The sequence below is a fragment of the Arthrobacter sp. PsM3 genome (genome assembly GCF_030433895.1).
Lineage (GTDB): Bacteria > Actinomycetota > Actinomycetes > Actinomycetales > Micrococcaceae > Arthrobacter.
Map to the genome: position 1 here is coordinate 83,843 of NZ_JARUXE010000006.1, position 26,395 is coordinate 110,237.

The following is a 26,395-nucleotide window of genomic DNA, read 5'->3' on the forward strand; positions in this document are numbered from 1 at the left end:
CTGGCCTTATTCATTGTCGTCTCCTGCTTCGCCCAATGCCTCGTTCTCGGTCCAGGTCCGCTTCGATCCGGTCAGGACAATGTCCCAGTTGTACGCCAGCGCCCATTCAGGCTTCGTCTGCTCGTGGTTGTAGGTGGCCACGAGCCGGTCGCGGGCGTCCTGGTCCACGATCGACTGGTAGATCGGGTCCAGCGGGAAGAGCTGGTCACCCGGGAAGTACATCTGGGTGACGATCCGCTGGGTGAACTCCTGCCCGAACAGGGAGAAGTGGATGTGGGCCGGGCGCCAGGCGTTCAGGTGGTTCTTCCACGGGTAGGCGCCGGGCTTGATGGTGGTGAACCTGTAGGAGCCGTCGGCGCCCGTGATGCACCGGCCGACGCCGGTGAAGTTGGGGTCCAGCGGGGCCGGGTGCTGGTCGCGTTTGTGGATGTAGCGGCCGGCGGAGTTCGCCTGCCAGATCTCCACGAGCTGGCCCGCGACGGGGCGGCCGTCGCCGTCGAGCACGCGGCCGGAGACGACGATGCGTTCGCCCAGCGGTTCACCGTTGTGCTGGATGGTGAGGTCCGCTTCCAGCGCGTGCACGTCCATGTGCCCGAACGCGGGAGAGTAGAGCTCGATCGTTTCCGGATCCGCGTGGTGCAGGTCCTTGGTGGGGTGGCGCAGGACGCTGCTGCGGTACGGGGGGTAGTCCAGCCGCGGCTGGATCTCCGCCGGGGCACCGTTCCTGAGGGCCTGCGCGTAGGCGTCCCCGAGGGCTTTCATCTCGGCACTGAGGTCCGCCTGCGACTCCGCGGCCGTGTCCCCGGCAGGGACACCGCTCGCGTACGTCTTCGGTGCGGCCTTCGTGGCCTCGTCGGACACGTCCTCGGTGAGCGGGTCCGCGTTGTAGATCTCAAGGTTGATTTCTTCAGGCACAGCAGCCTCCTTTCGTTGGGTGTTGGTGTTATTTGGTGGGTCAGGTGGTGAGGTTCAGCTGGTGCAGGTGGTCGTACTGGACGGCGTGCCGCACCGGCGCGTTCGGCGCACCGTAGCCGTCGTAGGCGCCGCGGCGTTCCACCATTTCGAAGAACACGCTGCCGACGGTGGCCGTGTAGAAGTGCAGGAATTCGCCGTCCGCATCACGGTCGTAGAGCAGGTTGAGGTCCCGGAGGGTGGCCAGAAAGGCCGGGTCCAGGCCGAACCGCGCGTCGAGGTCCTCGTAGTAGTTCGCGGGGATCTGGAGGAAATCCAGACCGCGGGCCTTCGCGGCCCGGGCCGTCGCCACGAGGTCATCCACCGCGAAGGCGATGTGTTCCTGGTAGGTGCGGCGCTGGGCAGTGCCTGAGCCTTCGCCTTCGCGCTGGACCAGCGGGGCCAGGTTCAGCACCAGGCGGACACCGCGGTCACGGGTCAGCATCACCTGGGACCGGACCAGCCCGGTGGGGCTGGCGACTTCCGCATACGGCTGCGGTTCCAGGGCGAGGGCGCTGGTGTAGAAGAGCACGGCCTCGTCGAAGTGCTGCCAGGGCTGGGCGAGGTTGACGTGGTCGATCACGGCGCGTTGTTCCCCGATGGCGCCCTGTTCCCCGGCCCGGCCGGCAGCGGGCGCTTCCAGCCCCTCGCCGAATTCGCGGGTCCAGACCGCGGTGCCGTCCGGGCTGCCCTGGCACAGGAAGATCTCGGTCGAGTCCGGGGCGGCGAAGCCCTGGAATATTTCTTCATCGGCCTGGCTCTTGCGCGGCACGGCCGGGGCCTTGAGCTGCTGGGCGCGGGCCGCGGCAATGACAGGGGACTCGACGTCGAAGCCCAAGGCCGAAATCGCGGGTGCGGCGGCGGCCCCGGCGTCGCGGGATTCCTGGGAGGAGTCCTCGTTGATGATCACGCGGGCGTGGCCCATGGTCCACAATTGCACATTCTTGGTCCGGTGGCGCCCGTTGGACGCGAATCCCAGCTGGCCCAGCAGGGTTTCCAGGGCGGCAGTGTCCGCGGCCCTGACCTCGGCGAAGTTGAATCCGCCCGGTTCGGCCACCTGCGGGAGGGTTGCCAGTTCCATCGGGTACCGGCGGCGGCCCGGCAAGCGGGTTCCGGCGCCGTTTTCGACGGCGTGTTCCGGGGCCGGGTGCGCGTCCAGCCACTTCGCGCTTTGCTCCTCGAGCCAGATCAGCGACCGCATCGCGTCCACCGCGGTGCGTTCGACGTCGGACTGGCGGAAGACGTCGTTGAAGACCTCCAGGGATACCGGACCGGTGTACCCGGCCCGGACCACGTGGCCGAGGAACTCGGCGAGTTCGAACTGCCCCTCGCCAGGGAACACCCGGTAGTGCCGGCTCCAGGACAGCACGTCCATGGACAACTTAGGCGCATCGGCCACCTGGACGAAGAAGATCTTCTCCGGGTTGAAGGATTCGATTCTTGCGGTGTCCCAGTCACGGGAGAGGATGTGGAACGAGTCGAGGCAGGTCCCCAGGTTGGGGTGGTCCACCGTCTCCACGAGGCGGTGGGCGTGCTCGTAGTCGTTGACGTACTTTCCCCACGCCAGGGCCTCGTAGGCCACTTTAACCCCGTGGTCCCGGGCTAGGGCGGCGAGGGCTGCGAGCTGTTCCGCCCGGAGCCCGTCGTCATCAATGCTGGCAGTGGCGACGTTGGAGCAGACCAGGATGGTATCCATACCGAGGCGGGACATCAGCCGGAACTTGGCCTCAGCCCGGCGCAGGTTGGCGGCCAGCAGCTCCGCGGTCACGCTGTCGAAGTCGCGGAACGGCTGGTATAAATCCAGCGTCAGGCCCAGGTCGGCGGCCATCTTCCGGACGTCATCCGGGCTCAGCGGGGAAGTGACAAGATCCTGTTCGAAGATTTCGATCCCGTCGAAACCCGCAATGGCGCAGGCCTGCATCTTTTCCCGCAGGGTGCCGGAGAGGCAGACCGTGGCGATTCCGGTGCGCATCAGGCGGCCACCTCTTCCGCTGCGACCAGCTCCAGGAAGTGGGCGCGCATCCGGTCCGCGTCGGCCTCGAGGCCGGTGAAGATCCGGAAGGCGTCGGCTGCCTGCCCGACCGCCATCCGGCCGCCGTCGAGCACGTCGCAGCCCTTGGCCCGGGCCTGCCGGACCAGCTCGGTCTCGATCGGCCGGTAAACAATGTCCGCGACCCAGTGCCGGGGCTCCACGAGGGACATGTCCAGCGGCACCCCCGGGTGGGCGGCCATGCCCACCGGGGTGCAGTGCACCAGGCCGTCGGCGAGTGGCATAAGTTGCGGCAGCTCCGCCGTCGTCCGCGCGGTGACCAGCTGGTCCGGGAAGAAGCCGGCGAGTTCGGCGGCGCGCGCCGCGCAGCGGGCGGGATCGGTGTCCACCAGGTCCAGTTCCCGGACACCGGCGGTGAGCAGGGCGTAGGCGACGGCGGACCCGGCGCCCCCTGCCCCCAGCTGCACCACCCGGTTCAACTTGGCTCCCGGCAGGCCGGTGGCCAGGGCTGCGGCGAACCCGGAGAAGTCGGTGTTGTGGCCAATGAAGCGGCCGTCCCGAATGATCACGGTGTTGACCGCGCCGAGGCGCCGAGCGTCCGGGGTGACCTCGTCCAGGTGTTCCAGGACCAACTGCTTGCAGGGATGGGTGATGTTCAACCCGTTGAAACCCAGGCGGTACGCGCCGGTCAGGAGTTCACCGACGCTCTGGCCGGGAAGCCCCAGCTCGGTGAGGTCGATGGGGCGGTAGAGGTACCGGAGGCCCTGCACATCGCCTTCGCGTTCGTGCATGGGGGGCGTGAGCGACGGCATAACACCATCGCCTATCAGGCCCACGAGAAAGGACTCTGCTCGATTGCTCATCCGTCTAGCTCCTTTGACAACGGCACTCGGGGGGCGGGGACGCACTGGGCGCCGGCTGCCGGCCGGGTGATGGGGATTACACTACAACAATTGTTCATATGTTGCACGCTTGTTCTACTAGCGAACAAAGCATGACGGCTTCTGGCCGGGCGGACGGCCGAATTGATCACTGGGGCAGCCGGGCGGACAGCTCGGCCGCCGCCGCCTGGAGCAGGGGAACCAGGGCCACGAGGGCCTCCACGCTCATCCGGAAGACCGGGACCGCCGTGGCCAGCGCGGCGAACGCGTGGCCCTGGGTGTTGAACACCGGGACGGCGACGGCCCGCATGCCCAGCTCGTTCTCCTCGTCCATGACGGCGTAGCCACGCCGGCGGACGAGCTCGATCTCAGCGCGGAAGGCCTCGCGGTCCGTGATGGAAAATTCGGTCAGCGGCTCCAGCTCGAGTTCCTCAACGAGCTGGCTTCGGGTGGCGTCATCGGCGAAGGCCACAAGCGCCTTGCCGACCGAGGTGGTGTGCAGTGCGCCCAGATGGCCCGGGTCGCTTGTGACGCGGAAGGTCTGGGGGCCGTCCACCTTGTTGACGGTGAGGTGGTGGTTTCCGTCGCGCACCGACAGGATGGTGGCCTCGCCGGTCTCCTCGGTGACGCGCCGCAGGATGGGCAGGGCGGTGCCGGCGAATCCGTGGTGGTTGGACACCCGCTGGCCGAGCTGGAAGATGCGCAGGCCCAGATGGTAGCGGCGCCCGTCCGGCTCGTAGTCCACGAAGCCGTCGCGGGTCAGCGAACCCAGCAGGCGGTAGGTCGTGCTGAAGGGCAGCTCCGCCCGGCGGGAGAGCTCTGCGGCACTCGCGCCCCGCGGCTCGTCACCCAACAAGACCAGCAGGCCCAGGGCCTTGCCGACCATGTCTGTCCGGGTGTCCTCCTTCGGGGCCTTGGCGCCCTTGCCGGCGGCTGCCGCGGGGGCGGAGGCGGTCCCGGTCTCTTCTGTGTCTTGATTCACACTCATGGCTCAATGCTCTCACATGGTGAGAGCTATTTCTAGATGGTGATTATTTCTGTTGACAAGTGACTGCCCTCACAGTCATGATTGCTACATCGCACAAGTAGCTCCCACCATGTGGCTACTCGTCCGGGTCTTTCCACGAACCTCCGGCTGCCGCACGCTGAGAGCCAGCGGCGGCTGAGACCTTCCTGATCCATCCGCGACAATGTCGTCACACAAAGGAACACCATGAGCCAGACACTCCCGTCCATGACGCCGGGCACTGACGCACCGGCCGGGACACCGAAGAAGGCAGCCCTCGCCAGCTTCCTGGGCAGCGCCGTCGAGTACTACGACTTCTTTATCTTCGGATCGGCCGCCGCGCTGATCTTCCCCACGGTCTTCTTCCCCGACGCCGGCGCCAACGCCGCGATCATGTCCTTCGCAACCTTCGGTTTCGCCTACGTGGCCCGGCCGATCGGCGCCGTCATCCTGGGCCACTTCGGTGACCGGGTGGGCCGCCGCAAGGTGCTCATGTTCACGCTCCTGCTGATGGGCGCCTCCACCTTTGTGATCGGCTGCCTGCCCGACTTCAACACCATCGGCTGGTGGGCCCCGGCCCTGCTGGTGCTGGCGCGCCTCTGCCAGGGCCTCTCCGCGGCCGGCGAGCAGGCCGGCGCATCGTCCATGACCCTGGAGCACGCACCGGACAACCGCCGGGCCTTCTTCACGTCCTGGACGCTGACCGGAACCCAGGGCGGACAGATCCTTGCCGCCCTCGTCTTCATTCCCGTCCTGGCCCTGCCCGATGAGATCAAGTACGGCATCGGCTGGCGCATCCCGTTCTGGCTCAGCGCCGTTGTGGTCATGGTCGCGTTCTTCATCCGCCGCACCCTGCACGAACCCCCGGCCTTCGAGGAAGCCCAGAAGACCGCACAGATCTCCAAGCTTCCCGTCGCGGACCTGCTCAAGGACCACTGGCGCGATGTCCTCCGCGTCGTCGCCTGCGCCTTCATTGCCGCTGTCTCCACCGTGTTCGGCACCCTGGCCATCGCCTACGCCAAGAACGTCGCCGGCGTGGACGGCACCACCACCCTCTGGCTCGTCGTCGGCGCCAACGTGGTCGCCCTCGGCACCCAGCCGCTCTTCGGCAAGCTCGCGGACCGGATCGGCCGCAAACCGGTCTTCATTTACGGCGCTGTGTCCAGTGCGGTGCTGACACCGGTGTTCCTGCTCAGCCTCGAGTCCGGCAGCGTGCCGCTGATGTTCCTGACCGCCATCGTCTTCTTCTCCTTCGGCTACGCGGCCTCCAACGCCGTCTGGCCCTCCTTCTACGCCGAAATGTTCAGCACCAAGGTCCGCTTCTCCGGCCTGGCCATCGGCACCCAGCTCGGCTTCCTGATGGCAGGCTTCGCCCCGGCTATCGTCGCGGCCATGGGCGGCACCAAGACCGGCGGCTGGGTCCAGATCAGCATCTTCACAGCCGTCATCTGCGGCATCGCAGCCATCTCGGCCCTGACCGCCAAGGAATCCTTCAAGACTCCCACCAAGGAGCTCGGCCTCAAGTAACCCGGTGCGGGGCGGGCGGAAGGTGCGGGTCAGTCCTTGCCGGTGCCCAGCACCGCAGCCAGATCGAATTTGACCGGTTCCTCGAGCTGTTCGTAGGTGCAGGACCGCGGGTCCCGGTCCGGGCGCCAGCGGACAAACTGTGTCGTGTGGCGGAACCGTTCGCCTTCCATGTGGTCGTATTTCACTTCCACCACCCGCTCCGGCCGGAGCGGGGTGAAGGAGAGGTCCTTGCCTCCGCTCCATCGGCTGCCCTCGGCGTTGCGCGGCGTCCGGGTCCCGTCCTCCTGCCGGGCCCAGGCCCAGGGATGCTCCTCGAAGCTCGTCACGAGCGGTTGGAGTTCTTCGAAGAGTTCCTTTCGGCGCTGCATCGGGAAGGCCCCCACCACTCCCACATTGGCGAGTGCGCCGTCCCCGCCGTAGAGCCCGAGCAGCAGTGAGCCGATCCGGTCCGGCCCGGAGGTGTGTAGCCGGTACCCGGCGAGAACGCAGTCCGCGGTGCGTTCGTGCTTGATCTTGAACATGGAGCGCTTGTCCTGCAGGTACGGCCCGGCCAGCGGTTTGGCCACGATCCCGTCGAGACCGGCGCCCTCGAACTGGCGGAACCATTCCTGGGCGGTGGCCCTGTCCCGGGTCGCGGCGGTGAGGTGGATCGGCGCGGCTATCCCGGACAGGGCGAGTTCCAACGCCACGCGCCGTTCGGCGAAGGGCAGCCCGGTGAGGTCCTCGTCGTCGAGGGCCAGCAGATCAAACGCGACAAAACTCGCCGGGGTCTGTTCGGCCAGCAGCCGCACGCGGCTGGCGGCGGGATGGATCCGCTGCTGCAGGGTATCGAAGTCGAGCCGGTCGCCGGAGGCGCCGACCATGATGATCTCGCCGTCAAGCACGCAGCGCGGCGGGAGGTTTGCCTTCAGCGCCCCGACGAGTTCGGGGAAGTACCGGGTCAGGGTCTTGCCGTTGCGGCTGCCGATCTCCACGTCCCCGCCGTCGCGGAAGATGATGGAGCGGAACCCGTCCCACTTCGGTTCGAACATCACGGGGCCCTCTGGCAGGGCACTTACGGCCTTCGCCAGCATCGGTGCGATCGGGGGCATCAGCGGCAGTTGCATAGGCCCCATTCTGGTCCCGCAGTCCGCTGCCCGCCAGAGGCCGCCTGGCAGCGGCAGCGATCCGGCGGACGGCTGGGATATGGACAGCCGTAACGGCAACGGCGTCGAACGCTAACCCACGTCTTACCGGGACGAAACGCAGCCGCAACATTGGCGCCGCACACTGGAAGTGCCGGCAAGAGCAGGCACTACTCTCCAGTCCAGGAGGCCCCCGCCATGTTGAAGGAAGCCACAGCCCATGTAACCCGTGTCCGCGCCCTGGATCAGCTGCACCGCGGCGATGAAATCGAGGCGCGGCTGAAGGTTGGCCCCAACTATGACGACGTCGTGATCCGCCGCGGCAGCGTCCAGGAAACCGCGCCCGGAATCGGCGTCGTCTGGATCATGGACCGGCAGTCCGGCACCCGGAAAGCAATAAACACCGACGAATGCAGCCTTTGGCGGGTCGCCTGAGGCGGCTAGCCTCCCGCGACGGACTGGATGATCAGGACCTCCTGGCCCGGGGACACCTCGGTGGCCAGGCCCTGCAGGCGGCGGATCTCATTCCCGTTGACGTATATATTCACGTAGCGTCGGATCGCCCCGGTTTCATCCCGCAACCGCCTCCCCAGGGCCGGGTAATCCCCGGTCACCAGGTCCAGCACCCGTTCCACCGTCGCCGCCCCGTCCGCGGGCGCAGTCAGTAAGGACTGCCCGCCGGCCAGCGGCTGGAGCACGCTGGGCAGCACCACGCTGATCCCGGCCACGGGGCCTTAGACGCTCACGGCGGCGGCGGGTCCGGCGGAAGCGAAAGCCGGGGAGACGGCCGCGGCCCGCACGCACAGCACGTCCGGCAGGTGCGAGGCGACCTCGGCGAAGTGTTCGCCCTCGTCGGCGCTGGCGTAGACGCTGCCGCCGCGCGTGCCGAAGTAGACGCCGGCCGGTTCTTCCGCGTCGACGCAGGCCGCATCCCGAAGCACAGAGTTGAAATCTGACGCAGGCAGCCCGTCGTCCAGGCGTTTCCAGCTCGCGCCGGCGTCGTCCGTCCGGTGAACCGCGAGCTTGCCCTCCGGCGGGATCCTTTCGCCGTCCGCCTTGAGCGGGATCACCCAGGCGGTGCCGGCCCGGCGGGGGTGCGTGAGCATCACGAAGCCGAAGTCCGCCGGCAGGCCCTCCGCAATCGATTCCCAGCTCTCGGCGTCGTCGTCGCTGCGATAGACGCCGTGGTGGTTCTGCGCGTAGAGGCGGCCGTCGACCGCGGCATCGGCCGCGATCTTGTGCACACACTGGCCGAATTCCGGGTTGGGGTCGGGCATGAAGTACGCCGAAATTCCCTTGTTCCGCGGCTCCCAGGAGCTGCCGCCGTCGAGCGAGCGGTAGACGCCGCCGGTGCTCATCGCAACGTGCACCTTCTCGCCGGTGCGGTCGAGGACGATGGAGTGCGCCGCCGCGCCGCCGTAGCCGGCACCCCATTCGCCGCGGTGCGGGTGGTCCCAGAGCCCGCGGTTGAGCTCGAAGTGTTCACCGCCATCGGTGGACTTCCACACCGAGATGGGCTCGCAGCCGGCCCAGACGACGCCTGGACGGGACTCGGCGTCGGGATGGATCTGCCAGACGCGCTCCAGGGCGGCGTCCGTGCCCTCGGGGAAGCGGATGGCGCCCCGTTCCGGCTCGTTCCACGTTTCGCCAAGGTCATCGGAGTGGAACACCGTGGGGCCCCAGTGCTCGGAACGGACGCCCACCAGGATCCGGGTCCGGCCGTCGCGGGTGTCGATGCCGATGCTGGGGACTTCGCTCATCAGGAAATGAGGGCCGGATAGGGACCAGTCTTTGCGGTCCGGGCTCGTCGCCAGCCAAAGACCTTTCTTGGTGCCGATCGCCAGGACATAACTCTCTGCGGTAGCCATGCCCCCTATGCAACCACCACAGCAGGACGGCCGCAACGGTTTTATGGCCGGCCGGTTGCTCCGGACGTGTCAGTCCACGAATTCGGACTGGGTTTCGATGAAGTCCCAGTCTGCGTCGGTCAGCACCCCGGAAACAGCATCCGGGTGCGGGCCTCCGGCTTCGGCAATGCCCTGCAGCACGGCCAGCGGCAACTCGGACGAGCGCAGGTTTTCCCGCAGCCACTCCTTGCTCGCCAGATCCAGATCCAGCCACCACATGAAGATTTCCACGGCGGTCACCCTTTCCTTAATTCTTCAACGTTAGGCCCGGCACCGGTGGGCTTCAAGAGCCGCTTGGCTCTGGCGGCTCTCAGGGCAGCGAGGGTGTCCGCGGTCGGTCCGGTTACGCCGGGTCCGGCGCCGACGAGGATCTTGAGGTGATCGGAGACCGTGGGCTTTCCCGCGGAATGACCGGGGAATAAGTCCCTGTTCAGGCCGCGGACCGCGGGCCACAATAGGGTATGTCCGCCGAGAGCAAGAGTGGTCCGCCGCCCCTCGTGGTCGGCGTGCTCCCGGGTCAGAGCCCCGAAGTGCTGCGCACCGCCGCCTCGCTGGCAAGGACTATCGCCGCCCCCTTGATCTGCGCCCATGTGGATGAGGCAAGCTACCTTGTGGAGTGGGATCCGGCGCGGTCCGCGCACCGGCTGTCACTGCACCCGGACACGGACAACGCCGAAATCCGGGCCGTGACCCATGAATTGCGGAACAACATCGGATCGGCCTGCGAGCCCCTGGGTGTGCACTGGACCCTGCGGACGCTGGCGGGGGACCCGGCCCGGGCACTTGGCCGGCTGGCAGCCGAGGTCGGTGCCGCAATGATCATCGTGGGCACCCCGGAACCCGGCCTGGGCCACCGCGTGTCCGCCGCCCTCAACGGTTCGGTGGCCGCGTGGCTCAGCCACCACCAGGACCATCCAATCCTGATCGTTCCGGTTCGGGCGGCAGTGCACCACCGGACCCAGCATGGCACCTGACATGTCCGCGGCCGGAGGGTCGGCGCGGCCGGGACCATCCCGGTCAATAACTCCCGGACGCGGATCCCGGAGCTTCCCGGCGCGCCGAAAATAAAGCGAAAGTAGTTATTCGGGGTGCTGGCTTTCTGCGCCTACCGCCCAGTAAGCTTGAATTCGTAGGCGGACGATTGACCGCCCACCCAAAGACAGCTCCGGAGTGCGTATCCCCCAATAACGCACTCCGGAGCTTTTTTGTGTCCGGCGGTCCATGCCCGCCGGAGGTACCCCCGAGGGGTACTTGCGGCATACCCCTAGGGGGTATATGTTGAATTTATGAGCGAGCCTGAAGTCCCCGTCATGGCACCAGCGGATACCGAGCTGGACCAACAGCACGGCTATTCCTCCAACAAGGAGGCCTATCTGCGGCGGCTCAAACGGATCGAGGGCCAGGTGCGCGGCATCGCCCGGATGGTCGATGAGGACAAGTACTGCATCGACATCCTTACCCAGGTCGCAGCGGTCACCAAAGCCCTGCATGCCGTCAGCCTCGGACTGGTCGAGGAGCACATCGGCCACTGCGTCGTCGGTGCCGCCTCCGAACCGGACCCCCAGCTGCGGGCCGAAGCCATCGACTTCAAGGTCAAGGAGGCCACCGATGCCATCGGGCGCCTCCTGCGGTAGCGGCAGCACCACTCACCACACACCCGGCTGATGAACCACCAGCAGCCCATCCACAAGGAGCCAGCCATGAGCACCGTTTCCACCACCGTCAACGTTTCAGGCATGACCTGCGGCCACTGCGTGTCATCCGTCAGCGAAGAGCTCGAGGCGCTGGCCGGCGTTGAGACAGTCGACGTCGATCTCAACTCCGGCGGCATCTCCACTGTCACGATCACCTCCGCCGGGGCCCTGTCCAGCTCAGAGATCGGCGAGGCCGTCGCCGAAGCCGGCTATCTGGTCGTGGCCAACGAGGCCTGAGCCCCACCTGCCCGGCACACCACACAGAGCACGCCAACAGGATTGGAAAACACCGTGAACCGAGAGCAACTGCTGGACCTGCCCGCAACCCGGGTGATCGAGCTCGACATCGAGGGCATGACCTGCGCGTCCTGCGTCAGCCGCATCGAACGCAAGCTCGGAAAGCTCGACGGCGTCACGGCCACGGTCAACCTGCCCCTGGAATCAGCCCACGTGACTGCCCCGGCAGACATTACCGACGCCCAGATCACCGCCACAGTAGAGGCAGCAGGCTACAAAGCGAAGGTCCACGCCCCTAGGTACCCAGCCACGACGATTGAATCTGGCGCCGTTAGCGCTCCAGATGAAACCGCCGGTGAGGGTCACCACAGCGTAGCCGCCGGGGGCATGCGGAAGCGTGCGTCTAAGGGAGGAACGACCGAGCACGCGGAGCATGTGGCCGGTGGCGACGCGCCCGGCGACCACACCGCAACCCATCCGGCAGCCAAGCTCCGCCCCCGCCTGATCGTGGCGGCCATCCTCACCATTCCGGTGTTCCTCATTTCGATGTTCCCGGCCTTCCAATTCGCCAACTGGGGCTGGGTAGCAGGAATCCTGGCCCTTCCGGTGGTTACCTGGGCGGCCTGGCCCTTCCACCGGGCAGCCGCCATCAACGCCCGGCACCTCTCCTCCACAATGGACACGCTCGTCTCCATTGGCGTGACTGCCGCGTACGCCTTCTCGGCCTGGCAGCTTGCCGTGGACCCGCTGATGACCGCTCCCCAGCCGGGAATGGAGAGCATGGAAATGGATTCCGGCGGGCTTTACTTCGAGGTCGCCTCGGTCGTCACCACCTTCCTGCTGCTGGGCAGGTACCTGGAGGCCAATGCCAAGCAAAAGGCCGGAGATGCCCTCAAGGCGCTGCTGAACCTGGGCGCCAAGGACGCCACGGTCCTCCGCGACGGCCAGGAGCAGCAAATCCCGGCCGATCACCTGGGGGTGGGCGACCTGATTGTGGTCCGCCCCGGCGAGAAGATCGCGACTGACGGCATCGTCGTCGAAGGGTCCTCCGCTGTCGATGCCTCGCTGGTAACGGGCGAATCGGTGCCGGTGGAAGTCGGCCCGGACAGCCCGGTGACGGGCGCCACCATCAACACCTCCGGCCGGCTGCTGGTCCGCGCCACGCGCGTCGGCACCGAAACCACCCTGTCCCAGATGGGCCGGCTGGTCTCCCAGGCACAGACCGGCAAGGCGCAGATCGCGCGCCTCGCGGACCGGATCAGTGCAGTATTCGTGCCGGTGGTCCTGGCCATCGCCGCGGTGACCTTCGGCGCCTGGCTGCTCGCGGCCGGCCCGGCGGTCAGCGATGCCGAACTCCGTGCAGCGTTTACGGCTGCCGTCGCCGTGCTGGTCATTGCCTGCCCTTGCGCCCTGGGTCTGGCCACGCCGGTGGGGCTGCTCACCGGCACCGGCCGGGGCGCCCAGTTGGGCATCCTGATCAGGGGCCCCCAGGTCCTCGAGGACACCCGGACCGTTGACACCATCCTGCTGGACAAGACCGGCACCGTGACCACCGGCCACCTCGCGGTCGACGGCACGGAGGCATTCGGACCGTTCGACCCCGCCCAGGTGCTGCGTCTCGCCGGTGCCCTGGAGGCAGCCTCTGAGCACCCGATCGCCCGCGCCATCGCCGCGGCAGCACTCCCGGCCGAGGGCCCGGGCGGCGCCTCCGGCAGCCTTCCCGCCGTCGTCGATTTCCACTCCGCGCCCGGTGGCGGAGTCCAGGGTACGGTCGAGGGCCGGCTCGTGACGGCAGGCCGTACGGGCTGGCTGGAGCAGAACGGCATCACACCGGCAGCGGCGCAACGGGAGGCCCTCAGCGCCGCCGAAGGCTCGGGGGCCACCGTGATCTGGCTCGCCGTGGACGGGGAGCCGGCCGGGATCATCAGCCTCCGGGATACGGTCAAGCCAGGCTCTGCCGCGGCGATCTTGCGGCTCCGCGGGCTGGGTCTCCGGCCGATTCTCCTGACCGGGGACAACGCCGCCGTGGCCGCGCAGGTGGCAGCCGCCGTCGGCATCGCCCCGGAGGATGTCTTCGCGGGCGTGTTGCCGGAGGGCAAAGTCGAGGCGGTGCGGAAGCTGCAGTCGCACGGCGCCACTGTCGCCATGGCAGGTGACGGCGTCAACGACGCCGCGGCGCTGGCCCAGGCGGATCTGGGCATCGCGATGGGATCCGGCACCGATGTTGCGATCGAGGCCGCCGACCTGACGGTGATGGGCAACGAACTGGGGCAGGTCGCCCAGGCAATCGAGCTATCCCGCCGGACCCTGGCAACCATCAAGACGAACCTTTTTTGGGCGTTCTTCTACAACGCCGTGGGCATCCCGGTCGCGGCCCTGGGGTTGCTCAATCCGATGATCGCGGGCGCGGCCATGGCCGCGAGCTCCGTGCTGGTTGTGGCCAACTCGCTGCGGCTGCGCAGCTTCGGCAAGTAGCCCCGCCTCGGGTCTGTCCCTCTCAGGCCGCACCAAAGCGGACGGCGGCCCTGGCTTTCGCCTTGGCGGCTTCCTCCCCGCGGTCCCGTGCCGGGGCGTGGGTCACCAGGGAGTCGAGGAGGTGCTGCGTGGCGTGGGCGATCTCATGCACGGCCCGGTTGAAGGCCTCTTCGTTGGCCTTGGACGGTTTGGTGCTGCCACTGACCTTGCGCACGTATTGCAGCGCGGCGGCCTCCACTTCGGCGGTGGTGGCGTGAGGTTCGAAGTTATGCAGGGTCCGGATATTTCGGCACATATCTTCATGCTAGGTGCCTTCCGTCCCGGGAACGAGTGGCGGGCGCCTGAAATGAGCCGCGACGGCCGGGCAGGACGGTGAGGGCCAGCGGATGCGGTGGCGCCGGGGTGGGGAGGTGTGCCCATCGACACTTTTTCGGCGGACAGGGTAGGTTCGAGGCAATGGACTTCCGGGAACAGCCGGGGGCCTTTGGGGGACGCCGGCAGGGCCCGGGCCCGTTCACTTATTTGAGGAGATATTCGAATGGCTATTTGGGGCGCAGACATTGCTCAGCTCAAGACTCTTGGCACGAAGCTGCAGGCGGGTTCGTCGGAGATCGACAAGCAGAAGTCGATGCTGACCAAGGTGCTTGAGGGCACCGACTGGAAGGGCCCGGACGCGGACAAATTCCGCAGCGAGTGGAACGGCCAGCACGTCGCCGCGCTGGCCAAGGTGTCCCAGGCGCTGCAGGAGGCCGGCAAGCACGCCAGCCGCAACGCCACCGAGCAGGAAAGCGCTTCCCGCTAAGCCCAGCACCTTCAGCACACGGCCCGGACGCATCGCGTCCGGGCCGTTTTTGTCGGCATCTGCCTACGGCACCGGCTCGACGTCGTTCGCGTGGTCCAGCGCTCCCGGCCTTTCAGCGCCTGTGCCGGGCGGTGACCGGAGCTCGTCCAGCCGGACCAGCACGACCCCGCCGACAATTAGCAGCCCGCCGACGAGCTGGATGGGGCCAGGCAGTTCACCGAGGAGCAACCACGCCCAGATGACGGCGAACAGCACCTCGGTCAGCGAGACAAAGGACGCCACCTTCGAGCCGAGTGCCCGCGCCGCCACGATGCCGGAGACGTAGGCGAGCACGGTGGCCAGCACAACGAGGCCTCCCAACGCCACCCACCAGGGTGTGGTCCACGGTCCGAGGCGGGTGTCGGCGGTGCTGAATGCCATCGGCAGCAGGCCCGTTGCGGCCGCAAGCCACATGGTGACGGCGCCGACCATGAGCCCGCCGGAAGCAAGGACAATCGGCGGGAGCGTATCGTTTTCCTTGGCTGTAATGAAAAAGTAGATGGCGAGGCAGACGGCAGCCGCGATCCCCCACAGCACGCCGATGAAGTCGATCTTGACGGCTCCGGTAAGGTCCAGCACCAGGACCAGCCCGCCCAGGGACAGCAGGGTCCCGGCGACCGTCAGCGGCCGCGGGCGTTTCCTGCTGGCGGCCCAGAGCCAGAGCACGATGAGCACGGGGGCCAGGTATTCCAGCAGGAGAGCCACCCCCACCGACAGCCTGGCCACGGCATTGAAATAGAACAGCTGGCAGGCGGCGACGCCAATAAGGCCGAAGAGCAGCACCGTGAGCCAGTTGTCCCTGAGCTGGTGCCAGCGCCCATGCAGCGCCGGAATAGCGGGAACCGCCAGGATCAGCGCCGCCCCTGTGAGGCGGGCCGTAACGGCTGCCCCGGGTGTCCAGCCAGTTTCCAGCAGCGCCTTGGCGAAGGAGCCGGACAGGCCGAAAACGGCCGATGAGAACAAGGCAACCCCCAGCCCCGAGGCCATGAATCCTGTTGCCCCGGCGGGCTTGCCGGCGCCGGGGGTTCCGGCGGCGGGCAGCCCCGAATCGTGGATGGCCGGTGCTTCGGCGGAGCGGCGTGCGGCAGGCACAGGCTGCCTCCTGTCAGGAGTAAAGTGGGGCTATGCTCATGACAGTACGCCACGCCAACGTAAGGAGTCAAGATGGTTTTTGCCCCTGACACAGAAGTGGCCCTGCGCTCCGTGGTCAACCTCATCAACACCGCGGCCAACGGGGACGAGCAGCTCTCCACAACGCAGGACCTGGACCGATTCCTGAAAACCGAGGGATTCACCGGCTCGCGCACCCGGGACGCCGCCGAACTGGCCAGCGTGCACCGCCTCCGCGGGGAGCTCGCCGCACTGTGGGTCGCTGACGAAACAGTCGCCGTGGAGACCCTCAACAGGCTGCTGCGGGAAGCGCGGGCACTCCCCCAGCTCGTCAAGCACGATCAATGGGACTGGCATCTGCACGCCACCACCCCGGACGCGCCGCTGGCCGACCGGATGAGCACGGAGGCCGCGATGGCACTGGTTGACGTCATCCGCAGCAAGGAAATGGACCGCCTGCTGGTGTGTGCTGCCGAGGACTGCGATGCCGTGGTGCTGGACCTCAGCCGGAACCGCTCCAAGCGCTACTGCGACACCGGAAACTGCGCGAACCGTGCGCACGTGGCGGCCTACCGGGCCCGGAAAGCGGCCTCCTGAGCGTGCCGCGGCAGAGGCTTTCCGGGCCGCGGACCGCGGCTTCGAGCGGACCGTGCGCAGTTTCCCCATAGAATGGATTTATTCGCGAGGCCGTCTGGCAGGCGAAACCCAATCTAGGGACATCACTCACATGGCACAGCGCCCTCCGCTTCAAAAAATCACGGCAACACTGGGGATCACCGGAATTTTGGCAGTCGGACTGGCGGGATGTGGCGGTAGCGGCCCGTCGCCGGCCGCCAGCAGTTCGCCCGAGGCTTCCGCTTCCGCCACCAGCAGCCCCGGCGCCACGCCAAGCGCCAGCGCCTCGCCAAGCGCAGCAGCCACATCCGCACCGGCGGCCGCAGTGGATGGCACGCTCACCGCGCCGGGAACCAAGCTCAAGTCAGGCGAAGCCGCCGTTACTCACACCAACACGGGCAAGGACAAGGCTGACCCCAAGTACACGGAAGCCGTCTTCACTTCCACGCTGACCGGCGTCGTGGCGGGAACCCCGGACGACTTCGCCAAGTTCAAGGACGCGGCGAAGTTTGCCGGGCAGACGCCCTATTTCGTCTCGGTCAGCCACCGGATGGACAGCCTCAGCAAGGCATCCCTCGGCATCAGCGAGCCCAGGGTGACTGCCCAGCTCAAAGACGGATCGGACGCACAGTCACTCATCGTCTTCGGCGCCTTCGACCAGTGCAAGAGCACGCGCTTCGACACCACCGGCACCGGGGATTCCCTGACTCTGGTGGTGGGCAGCACCATGGTGTCCTGCCAGGTCTTCCTGGCGCCGGCCGGGGATGAAATCAAGTCCGTAGAGTACAGCGACTCCAAGTTCATCTACGCGAAGTACGGCGATAATCCCTACCTGAAGAATCCGATTTCCTGGACCAAGTAGCAGTTCCGCCCGGGCACCCCATCCGTGTGTGCCCGGCGCGCCGGGCCGGACGGCGTTCGCGGACCTAGCGAACGTCGTCGCCGGGGCCGGCGTCCGGTGCGCCGGCGTCAGGCCGGGTCTGGGCCGGATGGCCGCCATGGCCGGAGTTGCCGGAGCTCAAGTTGATGCCGGACCCTTTGCCGAGGCTTTCGTCATTCGGCTTGTGGCCCATGGACAGCATCGCGATCACGACCAGGATGACGATGAAGGCGATGCCCGCGGCAGTGAAAGCCAGGTCAAAGCGGGGCGTTTTGGCACTGCCTCCGGAGGCGAAAATAAGGGTGGCAACGAAGGCCAGCACAGCCCAGAACGCGGAGAACATGAGCGGTCCCTTGACCGAGGTCCGCAGCTTGCGCGGTTCTCCAGATTTCTGCTGAGCCAAGGTGCTTCCTCCTGCAGCCGACGCCGCCAGGCGTGGCAGTTGTGATACCGCAATCGTTCTACGCAAGGTAGAACCTGTCCCTACTAGTTTACGGCCTCCGTGGAATCGGCCCGTGCATCGTGCCGCAGGGTGAGCCCGGCCAGTACCCAGAGCACGCCGCTGATGATGGCGCCGCCGCCGGCAACGCCGAGCAGCGCGTGCGGGCCGAGGTCAATGAAGAACGGAAGCAAACCCGCGGTGCCCAGCCCGATAACGCCGGAGGCCATCCAATCGCGGGCGAGCACGGACCGGCCACGGTTCGTGACGCCTAGGTAAAGTTCTGCAGCGCCGGCAACGCCCAGGCCCAGGGCCGCCAGGACACCGAAGACCAGACTGCCGGAGATAAAGCCGACCGCCGCCCCGGTTCCGGTCAGCACGGCGCCGGCGGCCGAAAGGACCTTGCCGGCAGGTGCTCCGGCACGGAACCCCGTCTTGGCGACGCTCCAGAGCAGCACCACACCGGTGGCCAGGAGGTAGATTCCGCCGGCCCAGCCCATGCCTTCCGGGGGCGGCGAAGCCCAGAACACGGTCAGCGCCCCGAAGCCGAGCGCGACGGCGGCCCGGACCAGCACGGGTTTCCAGAGATCCGCTGCGGCGGGCAGGGCAGTGAAGGCGTCAGGGGCTGCTGGGAGAGTCACCCGATCAGTTTAGTGCGAAGCCGCGCCGGTGCGCGCCGGGAACCCGGCCTGGGCCGCGCCGCCGGCCGGCAGCGCGGGCTTCCCGCTCAGTGCGCCCCTAGAACCATCCACCGGTCCGTGCGCGCCCGGAGGCCCAGCGTCAGGGCACGGGCCGCCATATAGCCCAGCGAGAACGCGGCCCACAGCCAGAGCAGCCCCGCAGCGCCGTCGGCCCCGGATTGCCGGACCGCTAGCAGCAGCGGCAGGTACGCGGCAAGATTTACGACGCCGGCAATTGCCAGGTACTTCGCGTCCCCCGCCCCGATCAGCACACCGTCCAGGACAAAGACGTAACCGGCGACCGGCTGTCCCGCAGCGAGCACCCACAGCGCCAGCGTGAGCGCGGACCGGACCTCGGCGTCGGACGTAAAGAGCAGGCCCGCCCACGGTGCCGCGGCGGCCAGCAGGAGCCCGGTCAGCACGCCGAAGCCGAGACCCCAGCGGACCATGGTTCCGGTGAGCTCCCGCGCCGCGCCCGGGCGGGAGGCGCCGAGTTCCTTGCCGATCAGTGCCTGCGCGGCAATCGCGAGGGCATCGAGGGCGAAGGCCAGGAAGGTGAAGACGGTCATCGCGAGCTGGTGGGCGGCCAGATTGACCGTCCCCTGCGCCGTGACCACCACAACCGTGGCGAGAATCGCGACACGCAGGCTGAGCGTCCGCAGCATCAGCCACGATCCCACTCTGCTCAGGGCCCGGATGCCGCGCCAGTCCGGGAGCAGGGACACACCGTGGTCGCGGGCATTGCGCTGGACCATCACCACGTAGACCAGCGCCATGGCCCACTGGGCGATGCTGGTGCCGATCGCTGAACCGGCGACGGACCAGTGCAGGCCGTAGACCAGGAGGAGGTTGAGCAGGACGTTCAGCGTGAAACCGGCGGAGGCCACCAGCAGCGGGGTGCGCGTGTCCTGCAGGCCCCGCAGCACCCCGGTACCGGCGAAGATGAGCAGCATCGCGATAAGTCCGGGCATCGACCAGCGCAGGTAGTCCACGGCGAATCCCCGCACCTCACCGCTGGCACCCATCAGGTCCACCAGTGGTTCGGCCGCAAGGAAGCCGGCGGCGGCCAGGACGATTCCGAGCAGCAGCGCCAGCCAGACCCCGTCGCGTCCGGCGGCAAGGGCCCGCGGCAGCTGGCCGTTGCCGATCGCCCGCGCCACGGCCGGAGTCGTGGAGTAGGCCAGGAACACCATGAGGCCCACGACTGTATGCAGCACCGCGGACGCCAGCCCGACGCCGGCGAGCTCGGCAACGCCGAGGTGTCCGACGATTGCCGCATCCGCGAGGAGGAACAACGGTTCAGCGATCAGTGCACCGAAGGCCGGAAGGGCGAGGCGCAGGATCTCCCGCCGCCGGGCCGCCACGGACGGCAGCTCAGCGGGATACGGGGAGGCGGGCACGACACCACCCTAACGGCACTGTCGGCGTCGCACGGCTTCGCATTAGTTGACTTTTCAACTACACGCCGGAACACTGTAAGTTGAATCTTCAACTAAATCTGCGGCGGCCCGACCCCGCCGCGTCCCCACTTCAGAACGGCTTCCACATGTACCAGCCCACGCTCACCACTTCGGCCCGGACGATCCTGCGCATCGTCACCGGTTTCCTTTTCGCCGCCCACGGCTGGCAGAAATTCAACGAATTCACGATTGCAGGCACCCAGGCCGCCTTTACGCAGATGGGTGTTCCGGCTGCCACCTTCGTGGCCCCGGTCGTCGCGACCCTGGAACTTGTCGGCGGCGCCGCGCTGATCCTGGGTGTCCTGACCCGCGTTTTCGCAGCCCTCCTCGCGGTGGACATGCTCGGCGCCCTGTTCCTGGTCCATGCCTCGGCCGGAATATTTGCCGCGACCGGCGGCTACGAACTGGTGCTGATCCTGGCTGCCGCCGCTCTGGCAGTAGCCCTCGTCGGCGCGGGCAAGGTCTCCGTGGACAAGGCCCTCTTTGGCCGCAGCGGCTCCAAGCTCAGCGTCCTGGCCTAAGAAATCCTCCGCCAGGCGGCGCGCGACGGCGGGCGGTCACCTTCTGGTGGCCGCCCGCCGTCGTATCCGGCCGGTTGTGGCGTCCCCGTCCGCGTTTGTGTCCTCGCCCGCGACGCTTCCCCGGCCGGTCAGTAAACTCACACCATGAGTGTGACTGCCGCCAATACCGTGACCCTGCGCTTCCTTGCGGCGCCCACCGACGTCGGCCATAGCGGGTCGGTCGACGCCGGCACCGTGCTCGAGTGGGTGGACAAGGCGGCATATGCCGCCGCGGTCGGCTGGTCAAAGTCCTATTGTGTGACGGCCTACGTCGGGAACATTCACTTCGCTGACCCGGTCAACAGTGGTGACATGGTCGAGGTCCAGGCAACGATTGTCTATACGGGCCGGTCCTCCATGCACATCCGAACGATCGTCTCCTCGGGTGACCCTAAGGGCGGCCCGGCCACCATGCGCAGCCAATGCATGGTGATCTTTGTCGCCGTCGGAGAAGACGGCAAACCCACCCCGGTGCCGCACTTTGAGCCAACGACGCCGGAAGAAATCGAACAGCGCGACCATGCTCTGGCGCGGATCAAGGTGCGCGAGGACATCGTCCAGGCGATGAGCGGACAGCAATATACCGACGCCGGCACTGCCGAGAGAGTGGTTCTCCGCTTTATGGCCGCGCCCACTGATGTGAACTGGGGCGGCAAGGTGCACGGCGGCATCGTCATGAAGTGGATCGACGAAGCGGCCTACGTCTGCGCCTCGCGATACTGCGGGATGGACACTGTGGCCGTCTTCTCCGGTGGCGTGCGCTTTTACCGGCCGCTGCTGATTGGCCACGTGGTGGAGGTGGAGGCCCGGCTCGTCTATACCGGAACCAAGGGAATGCATATTGCCGTCCACGTCCGCTCGGGGGACCCGAAGGGACGCGAATTGGAGCTTACAACCTACTGCCTGACCGTGATGGTGGCACGCGACGAGCACGGCACGTCCGTGCCCGTCCCGCAGTGGGTGCCGGTGTCCGAGGAGGACAAGCGGCTGCACGCACATGCCCGCGAACTGCTGGAGATCCGGGGCCGGGCGCCGGGGAACCGGCTCCCCAACCACCTGCTCCGGTCCGGAGGACAGTAGCCGCTAGAAGCCGCCGCCCCCGGCGTCTGCGGCCATATTGGCGAACCGCGAGTAGTGGCCCTGGAAGGCGACCACAATGTCTTTGGTGGGGCCGTTGCGGTGCTTGGCGATAAGGATGTCGGCTTCGCCGGCGCGCGGGGATTCCTTGTCGTAGACGTCTTCGCGGTGCAGCAGGATGACCATGTCGGCATCCTGCTCGATGGAACCGGATTCACGCAGGTCAGAAACCATCGGGCGCTTGTCCTGGCGCTGTTCGGAGCCACGGTTCAGCTGAGACAGTGCAATGACGGGGACCTGCAGTTCCTTGGCCAGCAGCTTCAGGGCACGGGAGAACTCGGAGACTTCCTGCTGGCGGGATTCGACTTTCTTGCCCGAGCTCATCAGCTGGAGGTAGTCAAGGATGACGAGCTTGAGGTCATGCTGCTGCTTCAGGCGCCGGCACTTGGCCCGGATTTCCATCAGTGACATGTTGGGGCTGTCGTCGATGAAGAGCGGTGCGTCATTCATCCGGCCCATCGTGGTGGCGATCTTGGACCACTGCTCGTCCTTGATCGTGCCCTTGCGCAGGTCCTGGAGGCCGATCGTTGCCTCCGCGGACAGCAGACGCATGGCGATCTCGTTCCGGCCCATTTCGAGAGAGAACATGACGGTGGCGAGGTTGTTCTTGATGGCCGCGGAGCGGGCGAAGTCCAGCGCAAAGGTCGACTTGCCGACGGCGGGCCGGGCCGCGATGACAATCATCTGGCCGGGGTGCAGGCCGTGCGTGAGCTCATCGAGTTCGTAGAAGCCGGTGGGAACGCCCGTCATCCCCTCCTCGCGGTGCCCGGACGCTTCGATCTCGTCCACGGTGGACTCCATGACGTCCTTGAGCACAACGTAGTCCTCCGCTGTGCGGCGCTCCGCCACGGCGTAGATCTCGGCCTGCGCCTGGTTGACGAGGTCTTCGACTTCGCCGTCCTGGCCGTAGCCGAGCTGGACGATCTTGGTGCCGGCGTTGACCAGACGGCGCAACACGGCGCGTTCGCCCACGATTTCGGCGTAGTAGCCGGCGTTGGCGGCCGTTGGAACCGTCTGGATGAGCTCGTGCAGGTATGCGGGGCCGCCGATCCGGTTGATCTCGCCGCGCTTGGTCAGTTCATCCGAGACGGTCACGGCATCGGCTGGTTCGCCACGGCCGTAAAGGTCGATGATGGCTTCGTAGATTGTCTCGTGGGCAGGGCGGTAGAAGTCGACGCCCCGCAGGATCTCGACGACGTCGGCAATGGCGTCCTTGGACAGCATCATGCCGCCCAGGACGGACTGCTCGGCGGGGATGTCCTGCGGCGGCTTGCGGCTGCCTTCGGCTCCACGAGTCCCCTCGACTGAGTCCAGATGCGTAACTGACAAAACTGCCGTCCTTCATTGTGTGCCGCGGCGGACATCCGTTCGCCGGCGACGCGTATGCCACGGGGCTTGGTGCCCGGTGGCGCCGGCGCCGGCGTGGGCCCGACGGGTTAATTACTATCAGCCAGCTCCGACACTTTGGCTGCCACCCCGCACCCCCGGATATCCACAACCGGGTCGGGCCGTGCGGAACCCGGGATCAAAGGGAGGGCGTCATGCAGCCATCAGCGGAATTCGGTATCCCAGGCTCGATATCCAGCAACGTTAGCCCCCGATCCGGCGGGCACCAACCCGGGCAGTCGCTACCCCTGTGGATAACCTGTGCACTACTGCCCCCTGCTTGTGCACAGCCTGTGGAACCAGCTGTGGATATAAAAATAGTTACCGCCGTAATCAGCTGCTGACCTGCGCAAACACTGGCTTCACCGTGTGGACACAAAAGAATATTTGCCGCAGTTCATCCACAGCCGCTGGAGCGGGGCTGGGGATACCGGGTGGGACATGAGGCCACAGAAGCCCACAAATATGCGCATTTGGTGATGGTCCTCACAGGTAATCCCGGGAGCGGCGCCTCGCACGGCGCAGGATATACCCATCGCAGAATGTGCTGTGGATAACTGCGAACTGGCATAAGCTCTTCACATGGGCGATGTACTGCTAGTCATACTGCCTGCCCTCATCCTGGCAGCAGTCCTCTGGGCGTTGGCCACGGCGCTTAGACCGCGCGATTTCGGCATATCCGACGCGGAACGCTACCAGCAGGAACTGGCGGTCCGTTCACAGGCGCACTACGCCGCACAGGTTCAGGCCGCCACGGCCGCACGCGCCCGCGTGGACGCAGCCACCCGACCGAGCCAGAACGAACAACAGCAGTCGCAGCAGGCCGATCACGCCCGCCTGGCGCTGCGGGCCCAGGCGGGCTCGGCGCCCGCCGTCGGGCAGCCCGGCTACCAGGGCCCCGTGCTGCCCGGCGGCCAGCTGAACCCGCAGTTCGCACTGCAACTGCAGTCGCTGGCCCGGAACGGCAAGAAGATCCAGGCCATCAAGCTGCTGCGGCAGGCCACCCATTCAGATCTTTTGACCGCTAAGAAATATGTAGATCGGCTGTAGTTTCATGGAATCCCTGCTCATCCCCATCCTGATTCTGGCGCTCGTCGGTGCCGGCGTCCTGCTGGGCGCCCGCGCCCTGGGCCGCCGCGGCGACCGGCCCCGGCCCGAGGCGGCCTCCCAGCCCGAGCGCGACCCCCTCGAACTTGCACGCGCTGCCGCGGCGAAACTCAGCCAGGAGCAACACCGCCGTCTCTACGCGCTGATCGCCCAGGGACAGGCCATGGCCGCCATCAAGCTGTACCTCGAGGCCACCGGAGAGGGGCTGCGCGCCTCCCGGGACGCCGTGGGGGCCCTCGCCGCCCACCCGCAGCCCTTCCGTCCCGAAGCGCCCCAGGAGGGGCCCAGCGAGGACGAGGACGACGCGCCACAGCGTTTTACCTACCGCTACCGTGCGATCGCCAGTAAGGGCGATGTCACCCGTGAGGTCAGCAGCAACATGCTGAACGACGAGATTTACGGCAGGATCCGCACTCTGGCCAAGAGCGGTGAAACCGAAGCTGCGGCAGAGGCCCTCACCCGCCACTCGGATATCTCCATCAAGCAGGCCCGGGAATTCATCGCACTCCTGGAGGACTGACCCCCGGACCCAAGGATCGGGGGCCGAACAGCCCGCCGGGCCGGCCGCGCGTCAGTGCCGGCCCGAGATGCCGGCGAGCAGCTGTTCGAACGGCAGCGACTCCCGGGCAGCCGGTTCCGGCCGCGGCTGCGTGCCGTGCAGCAGGCCGGCGAACTCCCCCGCCGCCTGGTCGATCCGCGTGGAGAGGGGCGAACCGCCGTCGTCGTTATTGCCCCAGTCCTGGGGGCCGGCGAAGACAGCCGTGTTGGCGGTCCGGGTGCGGAGGTAGGTGAACAAGGGCCGCATGGCAAAGTCCAGCACCATCTGGTGCCGGTCCGTTCCGGCGGTGGCGCCAAGCAGGACAGCCTTGCCCTCCAGCGACTTAGGGTCCAGCACGTCAATGAAAGACTTGAAGAGCCCGCTGTAGGATGCGCTGAAGACAGGGCTGACTGCGATGATGCCGTCCGAGGCCTCGACTCCGGCGATCACCCCGGCCAGCTTCGGCGCCGCATAGCCGGTCACAAAGTTGTTCGCAATATCCACGGCGATGTCCCGTAGTTCCACCACCTCAATGTCGGCGCGGTAGCCGGCGGCGGCAAGTTGACGTTCCGCGGAGACGGCCAGTTGGTCGGCGAGCAGGCGGCTCGACGAGGGTACGCCGAGTCCGGCGGAAAGAACGGTGATACGGCGGGATTCCACGGGACGCTCCTGATGTTGTTCACGGCCGCAAACGCTGGTCCATGCGTTTGCATCTAACTGTAGAAGCAGGAGCGCGTGCCCTTTATTCCCGTCCCCCGTTGCGCTATCACTTTTGGGCCCCAAACAGGCGGAATGGCAACCACAACTGAGAGCGCAACCGGGAGGCCGCTTGCCGCGTTCCGGCCACTCAGAGCAGGACAAACCCCTCGATGCAGCTCACCGAACTCCCGCCAATCCAAATGTCCTCCCCCACCGCGTCGACGTGGACCCGGCCGGCCCGTCCCAGCACGGTTCCCTGCGCGGCAAGGTAGGACTCCGGTGCCCGGCCGCTCCGGATCAGCCACTGGGCCGCGCCGGCGTTGAAGCTGCCGGTGACAGGGTCCTCGGCGGCGGCGTCACCAGGGATGAACGCGCGCACCTCGAAGCCGACCTGGGAGCCGGCGGGATGGGGGCCGATCACGCCGACCTTGAGTCCGCCATGGCCGCGTAGTCAGGCCGGATGTCGAGCACCAGTTGCGCAGATTCCAGCAGGACACCAATCCAGTCCGGGCCGTTGACCAGCCACGACGCGTCCAGCAGCGCCGCCCGCGGCAGCCTCAGCCCGGCGGCGATGCGGGTGAGGTCCCGCTCTGCCACGGGACCGGACCGGGTGAGCGGCGGGGCCGCGAAAGCCAGCCGGCCGCCGTCGCGCTTCACCCGGACGAGCCCGGCCCCGCACTGCTGGACGACCACCCCGTTCTGCCGGGGAATGCCCCCGGCCTCGAGCCAGGCATGAGCGGAGCCGAGGGTGGGGTGGCCGGCAAAGGGGAACTCTTCGCTGCCGGTGAAGATCCGAACCCGGTAGTCCGCCCCGGAATCGGTGGGCGGCAGCAGGAACGTGGTCTCAGCGAGGTTGGTCCAGTTGGCGAACCGCTGCATCACCTCCGCAGTGAGGTCCCCGGCGTCGAGGACGACGGCCAGCGGGTTGCCCCGATAGGGCTCGGACGAGAATACGTCCATCTGGGCGAAGGGCCGGAGCCGGGGCGCAGGAACAGGTGCAGGCTTGGAGGTCACAGCCGCAGGCTATCACCGGCGCCGGTCCGGCTGGCACGGCCTCCGGAGTCCTGCAATGCGGGGTCACCTGGCGCCCATGGCGGCGCCCAACTTGGGCCGGAAGTGACCCCGCGTTGGCGTTAAAAAGCGGAAGGCCC

Annotated in this window: 29 protein-coding genes and 1 pseudogene; 13 read left to right on the forward strand and 17 right to left on the reverse strand. The window is 67.3% G+C overall.

Going from position 1 to position 26,395, the window contains the following annotated elements:
* Nucleotides 1-6: 6 nt before the first annotated feature.
* From pcaH to QCD75_RS04455, 4 genes are all read right to left on the reverse strand, one after another.
* Complete coding sequence (pcaH, locus tag QCD75_RS04440) at nucleotides 7-915, reverse strand: protocatechuate 3,4-dioxygenase subunit beta (RefSeq protein ID WP_301226116.1); 909 nt, start codon at nucleotides 913-915, stop codon at nucleotides 7-9.
* A 40-nt stretch (nucleotides 916-955) separates the two neighbouring features.
* On the reverse strand, nucleotides 956-2,923 hold the full coding sequence (locus QCD75_RS04445) for a bifunctional sugar phosphate isomerase/epimerase/4-hydroxyphenylpyruvate dioxygenase family protein (protein ID WP_301226118.1): 1,968 nt from the start codon (nucleotides 2,921-2,923) through the stop codon (nucleotides 956-958).
* A complete protein-coding gene (locus QCD75_RS04450; RefSeq protein WP_301226120.1) occupies nucleotides 2,923-3,804 on the reverse strand; it encodes a shikimate dehydrogenase in 882 nt (293 codons plus the stop codon). The genes QCD75_RS04445 and QCD75_RS04450 overlap by 1 nt, the downstream gene beginning before the upstream one ends.
* A 166-nt stretch (nucleotides 3,805-3,970) precedes the next feature.
* Nucleotides 3,971-4,810: an IclR family transcriptional regulator gene (locus QCD75_RS04455; RefSeq protein WP_301226122.1), complete on the reverse strand. Its 840-nt coding sequence runs from the start codon at nucleotides 4,808-4,810 to the stop codon at nucleotides 3,971-3,973.
* Nucleotides 4,811-5,035: 225 nt separating this feature from the next.
* On the opposite strand from QCD75_RS04455, the gene QCD75_RS04460 reads away from it, so the two are divergent.
* Nucleotides 5,036-6,355, forward strand: coding sequence for an MFS transporter (locus QCD75_RS04460; RefSeq protein ID WP_301226124.1), 1,320 nt, complete (start codon nucleotides 5,036-5,038; stop codon nucleotides 6,353-6,355).
* Between the two features lie 29 nt (nucleotides 6,356-6,384).
* Here QCD75_RS04460 and QCD75_RS04465 read toward each other — a convergent pair whose 3' ends face one another.
* Complete coding sequence (locus QCD75_RS04465; RefSeq protein WP_301226126.1) at nucleotides 6,385-7,461, reverse strand: ATP-dependent DNA ligase; 1,077 nt, start codon at nucleotides 7,459-7,461, stop codon at nucleotides 6,385-6,387.
* 216 nt (nucleotides 7,462-7,677) lie between these two features.
* Here QCD75_RS04465 and QCD75_RS04470 point away from each other — a divergent pair, with 216 nt between their 5' ends.
* Nucleotides 7,678-7,914 carry a hypothetical protein gene (locus QCD75_RS04470; RefSeq protein ID WP_226761577.1) on the forward strand — a complete coding sequence of 79 codons (237 nt, stop codon included), beginning with the start codon at nucleotides 7,678-7,680 and terminating at the stop codon, nucleotides 7,912-7,914.
* A gap of 5 nt (nucleotides 7,915-7,919) precedes the next feature.
* Here QCD75_RS04470 and QCD75_RS04475 read toward each other — a convergent pair whose 3' ends face one another.
* Genes QCD75_RS04475 through QCD75_RS04485 form a run of 3 tightly spaced genes read right to left on the reverse strand, consistent with a single transcriptional unit; the run spans nucleotide 7,920 to nucleotide 9,617 of the window.
* Nucleotides 7,920-8,207, reverse strand: coding sequence for a MoaD/ThiS family protein (locus QCD75_RS04475; protein WP_301226129.1), 288 nt, complete (start codon nucleotides 8,205-8,207; stop codon nucleotides 7,920-7,922).
* A gap of 6 nt (nucleotides 8,208-8,213) precedes the next feature.
* Nucleotides 8,214-9,356 (reverse strand): WD40/YVTN/BNR-like repeat-containing protein, encoded by a 1,143-nt coding sequence (locus tag QCD75_RS04480; protein ID WP_301226208.1) that lies wholly within the window; start codon nucleotides 9,354-9,356, stop codon nucleotides 8,214-8,216.
* 60 nt (nucleotides 9,357-9,416) lie between these two features.
* Nucleotides 9,417-9,617: a hypothetical protein gene (locus QCD75_RS04485; RefSeq protein ID WP_301226210.1), complete on the reverse strand. Its 201-nt coding sequence runs from the start codon at nucleotides 9,615-9,617 to the stop codon at nucleotides 9,417-9,419.
* Nucleotides 9,618-9,847: 230 nt separating this feature from the next.
* On the opposite strand from QCD75_RS04485, the gene QCD75_RS04490 reads away from it, so the two are divergent.
* The 4 genes from QCD75_RS04490 (at nucleotide 9,848) to QCD75_RS04505 (ending at nucleotide 13,792) form a co-directional block, all read left to right on the forward strand.
* Complete coding sequence (locus QCD75_RS04490; protein WP_301226130.1) at nucleotides 9,848-10,360, forward strand: universal stress protein; 513 nt, start codon at nucleotides 9,848-9,850, stop codon at nucleotides 10,358-10,360.
* 312 nt (nucleotides 10,361-10,672) lie between these two features.
* Nucleotides 10,673-11,020 carry a metal-sensitive transcriptional regulator gene (locus QCD75_RS04495; protein ID WP_301226132.1) on the forward strand — a complete coding sequence of 116 codons (348 nt, stop codon included), beginning with the start codon at nucleotides 10,673-10,675 and terminating at the stop codon, nucleotides 11,018-11,020.
* Between the two features lie 66 nt (nucleotides 11,021-11,086).
* A complete protein-coding gene (locus QCD75_RS04500) occupies nucleotides 11,087-11,317 on the forward strand; it encodes a heavy-metal-associated domain-containing protein (RefSeq protein WP_226761599.1) in 231 nt (76 codons plus the stop codon).
* Between the two features lie 54 nt (nucleotides 11,318-11,371).
* Nucleotides 11,372-13,792 (forward strand): heavy metal translocating P-type ATPase, encoded by a 2,421-nt coding sequence (locus tag QCD75_RS04505; protein ID WP_301226133.1) that lies wholly within the window; start codon nucleotides 11,372-11,374, stop codon nucleotides 13,790-13,792.
* 22 nt (nucleotides 13,793-13,814) lie between these two features.
* Here the strand turns inward: QCD75_RS04505 and QCD75_RS04510 are convergent, their stop codons facing one another.
* Nucleotides 13,815-14,087 (reverse strand): DUF2277 domain-containing protein, encoded by a 273-nt coding sequence (locus QCD75_RS04510; RefSeq protein WP_301226135.1) that lies wholly within the window; start codon nucleotides 14,085-14,087, stop codon nucleotides 13,815-13,817.
* A 243-nt stretch (nucleotides 14,088-14,330) separates the two neighbouring features.
* On the opposite strand from QCD75_RS04510, the gene QCD75_RS04515 reads away from it, so the two are divergent.
* A complete protein-coding gene (locus tag QCD75_RS04515) occupies nucleotides 14,331-14,594 on the forward strand; it encodes a hypothetical protein (protein ID WP_301226137.1) in 264 nt (87 codons plus the stop codon).
* Between the two features lie 63 nt (nucleotides 14,595-14,657).
* On the opposite strand, the gene QCD75_RS04520 is transcribed toward QCD75_RS04515, so the two are convergent.
* On the reverse strand, nucleotides 14,658-15,620 hold the full coding sequence (locus QCD75_RS04520; protein WP_301226212.1) for an EamA family transporter: 963 nt from the start codon (nucleotides 15,618-15,620) through the stop codon (nucleotides 14,658-14,660).
* A 177-nt stretch (nucleotides 15,621-15,797) separates the two neighbouring features.
* Between QCD75_RS04520 and QCD75_RS04525 the strand changes: the two genes are divergently transcribed.
* On the forward strand, nucleotides 15,798-16,340 hold the full coding sequence (locus QCD75_RS04525; protein WP_301226139.1) for a CGNR zinc finger domain-containing protein: 543 nt from the start codon (nucleotides 15,798-15,800) through the stop codon (nucleotides 16,338-16,340).
* A 150-nt stretch (nucleotides 16,341-16,490) separates the two neighbouring features.
* Here QCD75_RS04525 and QCD75_RS04530 read toward each other — a convergent pair whose 3' ends face one another.
* The gene (locus QCD75_RS04530) at nucleotides 16,491-16,664 is read right to left on the reverse strand and encodes a hypothetical protein (protein WP_301226140.1); all 174 of its coding nucleotides are present in this window, start codon (nucleotides 16,662-16,664) and stop codon (nucleotides 16,491-16,493) included.
* A 19-nt stretch (nucleotides 16,665-16,683) separates the two neighbouring features.
* On the opposite strand from QCD75_RS04530, the gene QCD75_RS04535 reads away from it, so the two are divergent.
* On the forward strand, nucleotides 16,684-17,220 hold the full coding sequence (locus tag QCD75_RS04535; RefSeq protein ID WP_301226141.1) for a hypothetical protein: 537 nt from the start codon (nucleotides 16,684-16,686) through the stop codon (nucleotides 17,218-17,220).
* Between the two features lie 64 nt (nucleotides 17,221-17,284).
* Here the strand turns inward: QCD75_RS04535 and QCD75_RS04540 are convergent, their stop codons facing one another.
* The 3 genes from QCD75_RS04540 to QCD75_RS04550 all read right to left on the reverse strand — a co-directional run bounded on the left by QCD75_RS04540 (nucleotide 17,285) and on the right by QCD75_RS04550 (nucleotide 19,757).
* Nucleotides 17,285-17,641 carry a hypothetical protein gene (locus tag QCD75_RS04540; RefSeq protein ID WP_301226143.1) on the reverse strand — a complete coding sequence of 119 codons (357 nt, stop codon included), beginning with the start codon at nucleotides 17,639-17,641 and terminating at the stop codon, nucleotides 17,285-17,287.
* 83 nt (nucleotides 17,642-17,724) lie between these two features.
* Nucleotides 17,725-18,318 carry a hypothetical protein gene (locus QCD75_RS04545; RefSeq protein WP_301226145.1) on the reverse strand — a complete coding sequence of 198 codons (594 nt, stop codon included), beginning with the start codon at nucleotides 18,316-18,318 and terminating at the stop codon, nucleotides 17,725-17,727.
* Nucleotides 18,319-18,404: 86 nt separating this feature from the next.
* A complete protein-coding gene (locus QCD75_RS04550) occupies nucleotides 18,405-19,757 on the reverse strand; it encodes an MATE family efflux transporter (RefSeq protein WP_301226147.1) in 1,353 nt (450 codons plus the stop codon).
* A 146-nt stretch (nucleotides 19,758-19,903) separates the two neighbouring features.
* Here QCD75_RS04550 and QCD75_RS04555 point away from each other — a divergent pair, with 146 nt between their 5' ends.
* Both QCD75_RS04555 and QCD75_RS04560 read left to right on the forward strand, forming a co-directional pair.
* Complete coding sequence (locus tag QCD75_RS04555) at nucleotides 19,904-20,338, forward strand: DoxX family protein (RefSeq protein ID WP_301226149.1); 435 nt, start codon at nucleotides 19,904-19,906, stop codon at nucleotides 20,336-20,338.
* A 144-nt stretch (nucleotides 20,339-20,482) separates the two neighbouring features.
* Nucleotides 20,483-21,457, forward strand: coding sequence for an acyl-CoA thioesterase (locus QCD75_RS04560; RefSeq protein ID WP_301226151.1), 975 nt, complete (start codon nucleotides 20,483-20,485; stop codon nucleotides 21,455-21,457).
* Nucleotides 21,458-21,460: 3 nt separating this feature from the next.
* Here QCD75_RS04560 and dnaB read toward each other — a convergent pair whose 3' ends face one another.
* Entirely contained in the window at nucleotides 21,461-22,843 is a 1,383-nt protein-coding gene (dnaB, locus tag QCD75_RS04565; RefSeq protein ID WP_024367946.1) for a replicative DNA helicase, read from the reverse strand.
* Between the two features lie 639 nt (nucleotides 22,844-23,482).
* Here dnaB and QCD75_RS04570 point away from each other — a divergent pair.
* Nucleotides 23,483-23,950 carry a hypothetical protein gene (locus QCD75_RS04570; protein ID WP_301226154.1) on the forward strand — a complete coding sequence of 156 codons (468 nt, stop codon included), beginning with the start codon at nucleotides 23,483-23,485 and terminating at the stop codon, nucleotides 23,948-23,950.
* Between the two features lie 4 nt (nucleotides 23,951-23,954).
* The gene (locus tag QCD75_RS04575) at nucleotides 23,955-24,527 is read left to right on the forward strand and encodes a hypothetical protein (RefSeq protein ID WP_301226156.1); all 573 of its coding nucleotides are present in this window, start codon (nucleotides 23,955-23,957) and stop codon (nucleotides 24,525-24,527) included.
* Between the two features lie 51 nt (nucleotides 24,528-24,578).
* Here the strand turns inward: QCD75_RS04575 and QCD75_RS04580 are convergent, their stop codons facing one another.
* Nucleotides 24,579-25,205, reverse strand: coding sequence for an FMN reductase (locus QCD75_RS04580; protein WP_301226157.1), 627 nt, complete (start codon nucleotides 25,203-25,205; stop codon nucleotides 24,579-24,581).
* 187 nt (nucleotides 25,206-25,392) lie between these two features.
* A pseudogene (locus QCD75_RS04585) lies at nucleotides 25,393-26,204 on the reverse strand (PhzF family phenazine biosynthesis protein).
* Between the last annotated feature and the right edge of the window lie 191 nt (nucleotides 26,205-26,395).

What these genes read in the sequence shown, in the direction of transcription:
- QCD75_RS04525 (WP_301226139.1), top strand. Translation starts at nt 15,798, where the DNA reads ATGGTTTTTGCCCCTGACACAGAAGTGGCCCTGCGCTCCGTGGTCAAC.
- QCD75_RS04575 (WP_301226156.1), top strand. Translation starts at nt 23,955, where the DNA reads ATGGAATCCCTGCTCATCCCCATCCTGATTCTGGCGCTCGTCGGTGCC.
- QCD75_RS04515 (WP_301226137.1), top strand. Translation starts at nt 14,331, where the DNA reads ATGGCTATTTGGGGCGCAGACATTGCTCAGCTCAAGACTCTTGGCACG.
- QCD75_RS04520 (WP_301226212.1), bottom strand. Translation starts at nt 15,620, where the DNA reads ATGGCCTCGGGGCTGGGGGTTGCCTTGTTCTCATCGGCCGTTTTCGGC.
- QCD75_RS04490 (WP_301226130.1), top strand. Translation starts at nt 9,848, where the DNA reads ATGTCCGCCGAGAGCAAGAGTGGTCCGCCGCCCCTCGTGGTCGGCGTG.
- QCD75_RS04460 (WP_301226124.1), top strand. Translation starts at nt 5,036, where the DNA reads ATGAGCCAGACACTCCCGTCCATGACGCCGGGCACTGACGCACCGGCC.
- QCD75_RS04450 (WP_301226120.1), bottom strand. Translation starts at nt 3,804, where the DNA reads ATGAGCAATCGAGCAGAGTCCTTTCTCGTGGGCCTGATAGGCGATGGT.
- QCD75_RS04470 (WP_226761577.1), top strand. Translation starts at nt 7,678, where the DNA reads ATGTTGAAGGAAGCCACAGCCCATGTAACCCGTGTCCGCGCCCTGGAT.
- QCD75_RS04570 (WP_301226154.1), top strand. Translation starts at nt 23,483, where the DNA reads ATGGGCGATGTACTGCTAGTCATACTGCCTGCCCTCATCCTGGCAGCA.
- QCD75_RS04560 (WP_301226151.1), top strand. Translation starts at nt 20,483, where the DNA reads ATGAGTGTGACTGCCGCCAATACCGTGACCCTGCGCTTCCTTGCGGCG.
- QCD75_RS04495 (WP_301226132.1), top strand. Translation starts at nt 10,673, where the DNA reads ATGAGCGAGCCTGAAGTCCCCGTCATGGCACCAGCGGATACCGAGCTG.
- QCD75_RS04500 (WP_226761599.1), top strand. Translation starts at nt 11,087, where the DNA reads ATGAGCACCGTTTCCACCACCGTCAACGTTTCAGGCATGACCTGCGGC.
- QCD75_RS04455 (WP_301226122.1), bottom strand. Translation starts at nt 4,810, where the DNA reads ATGAGTGTGAATCAAGACACAGAAGAGACCGGGACCGCCTCCGCCCCC.
- QCD75_RS04445 (WP_301226118.1), bottom strand. Translation starts at nt 2,923, where the DNA reads ATGCGCACCGGAATCGCCACGGTCTGCCTCTCCGGCACCCTGCGGGAA.
- QCD75_RS04465 (WP_301226126.1), bottom strand. Translation starts at nt 7,461, where the DNA reads ATGCAACTGCCGCTGATGCCCCCGATCGCACCGATGCTGGCGAAGGCC.
- QCD75_RS04510 (WP_301226135.1), bottom strand. Translation starts at nt 14,087, where the DNA reads ATGTGCCGAAATATCCGGACCCTGCATAACTTCGAACCTCACGCCACC.
- QCD75_RS04555 (WP_301226149.1), top strand. Translation starts at nt 19,904, where the DNA reads ATGTACCAGCCCACGCTCACCACTTCGGCCCGGACGATCCTGCGCATC.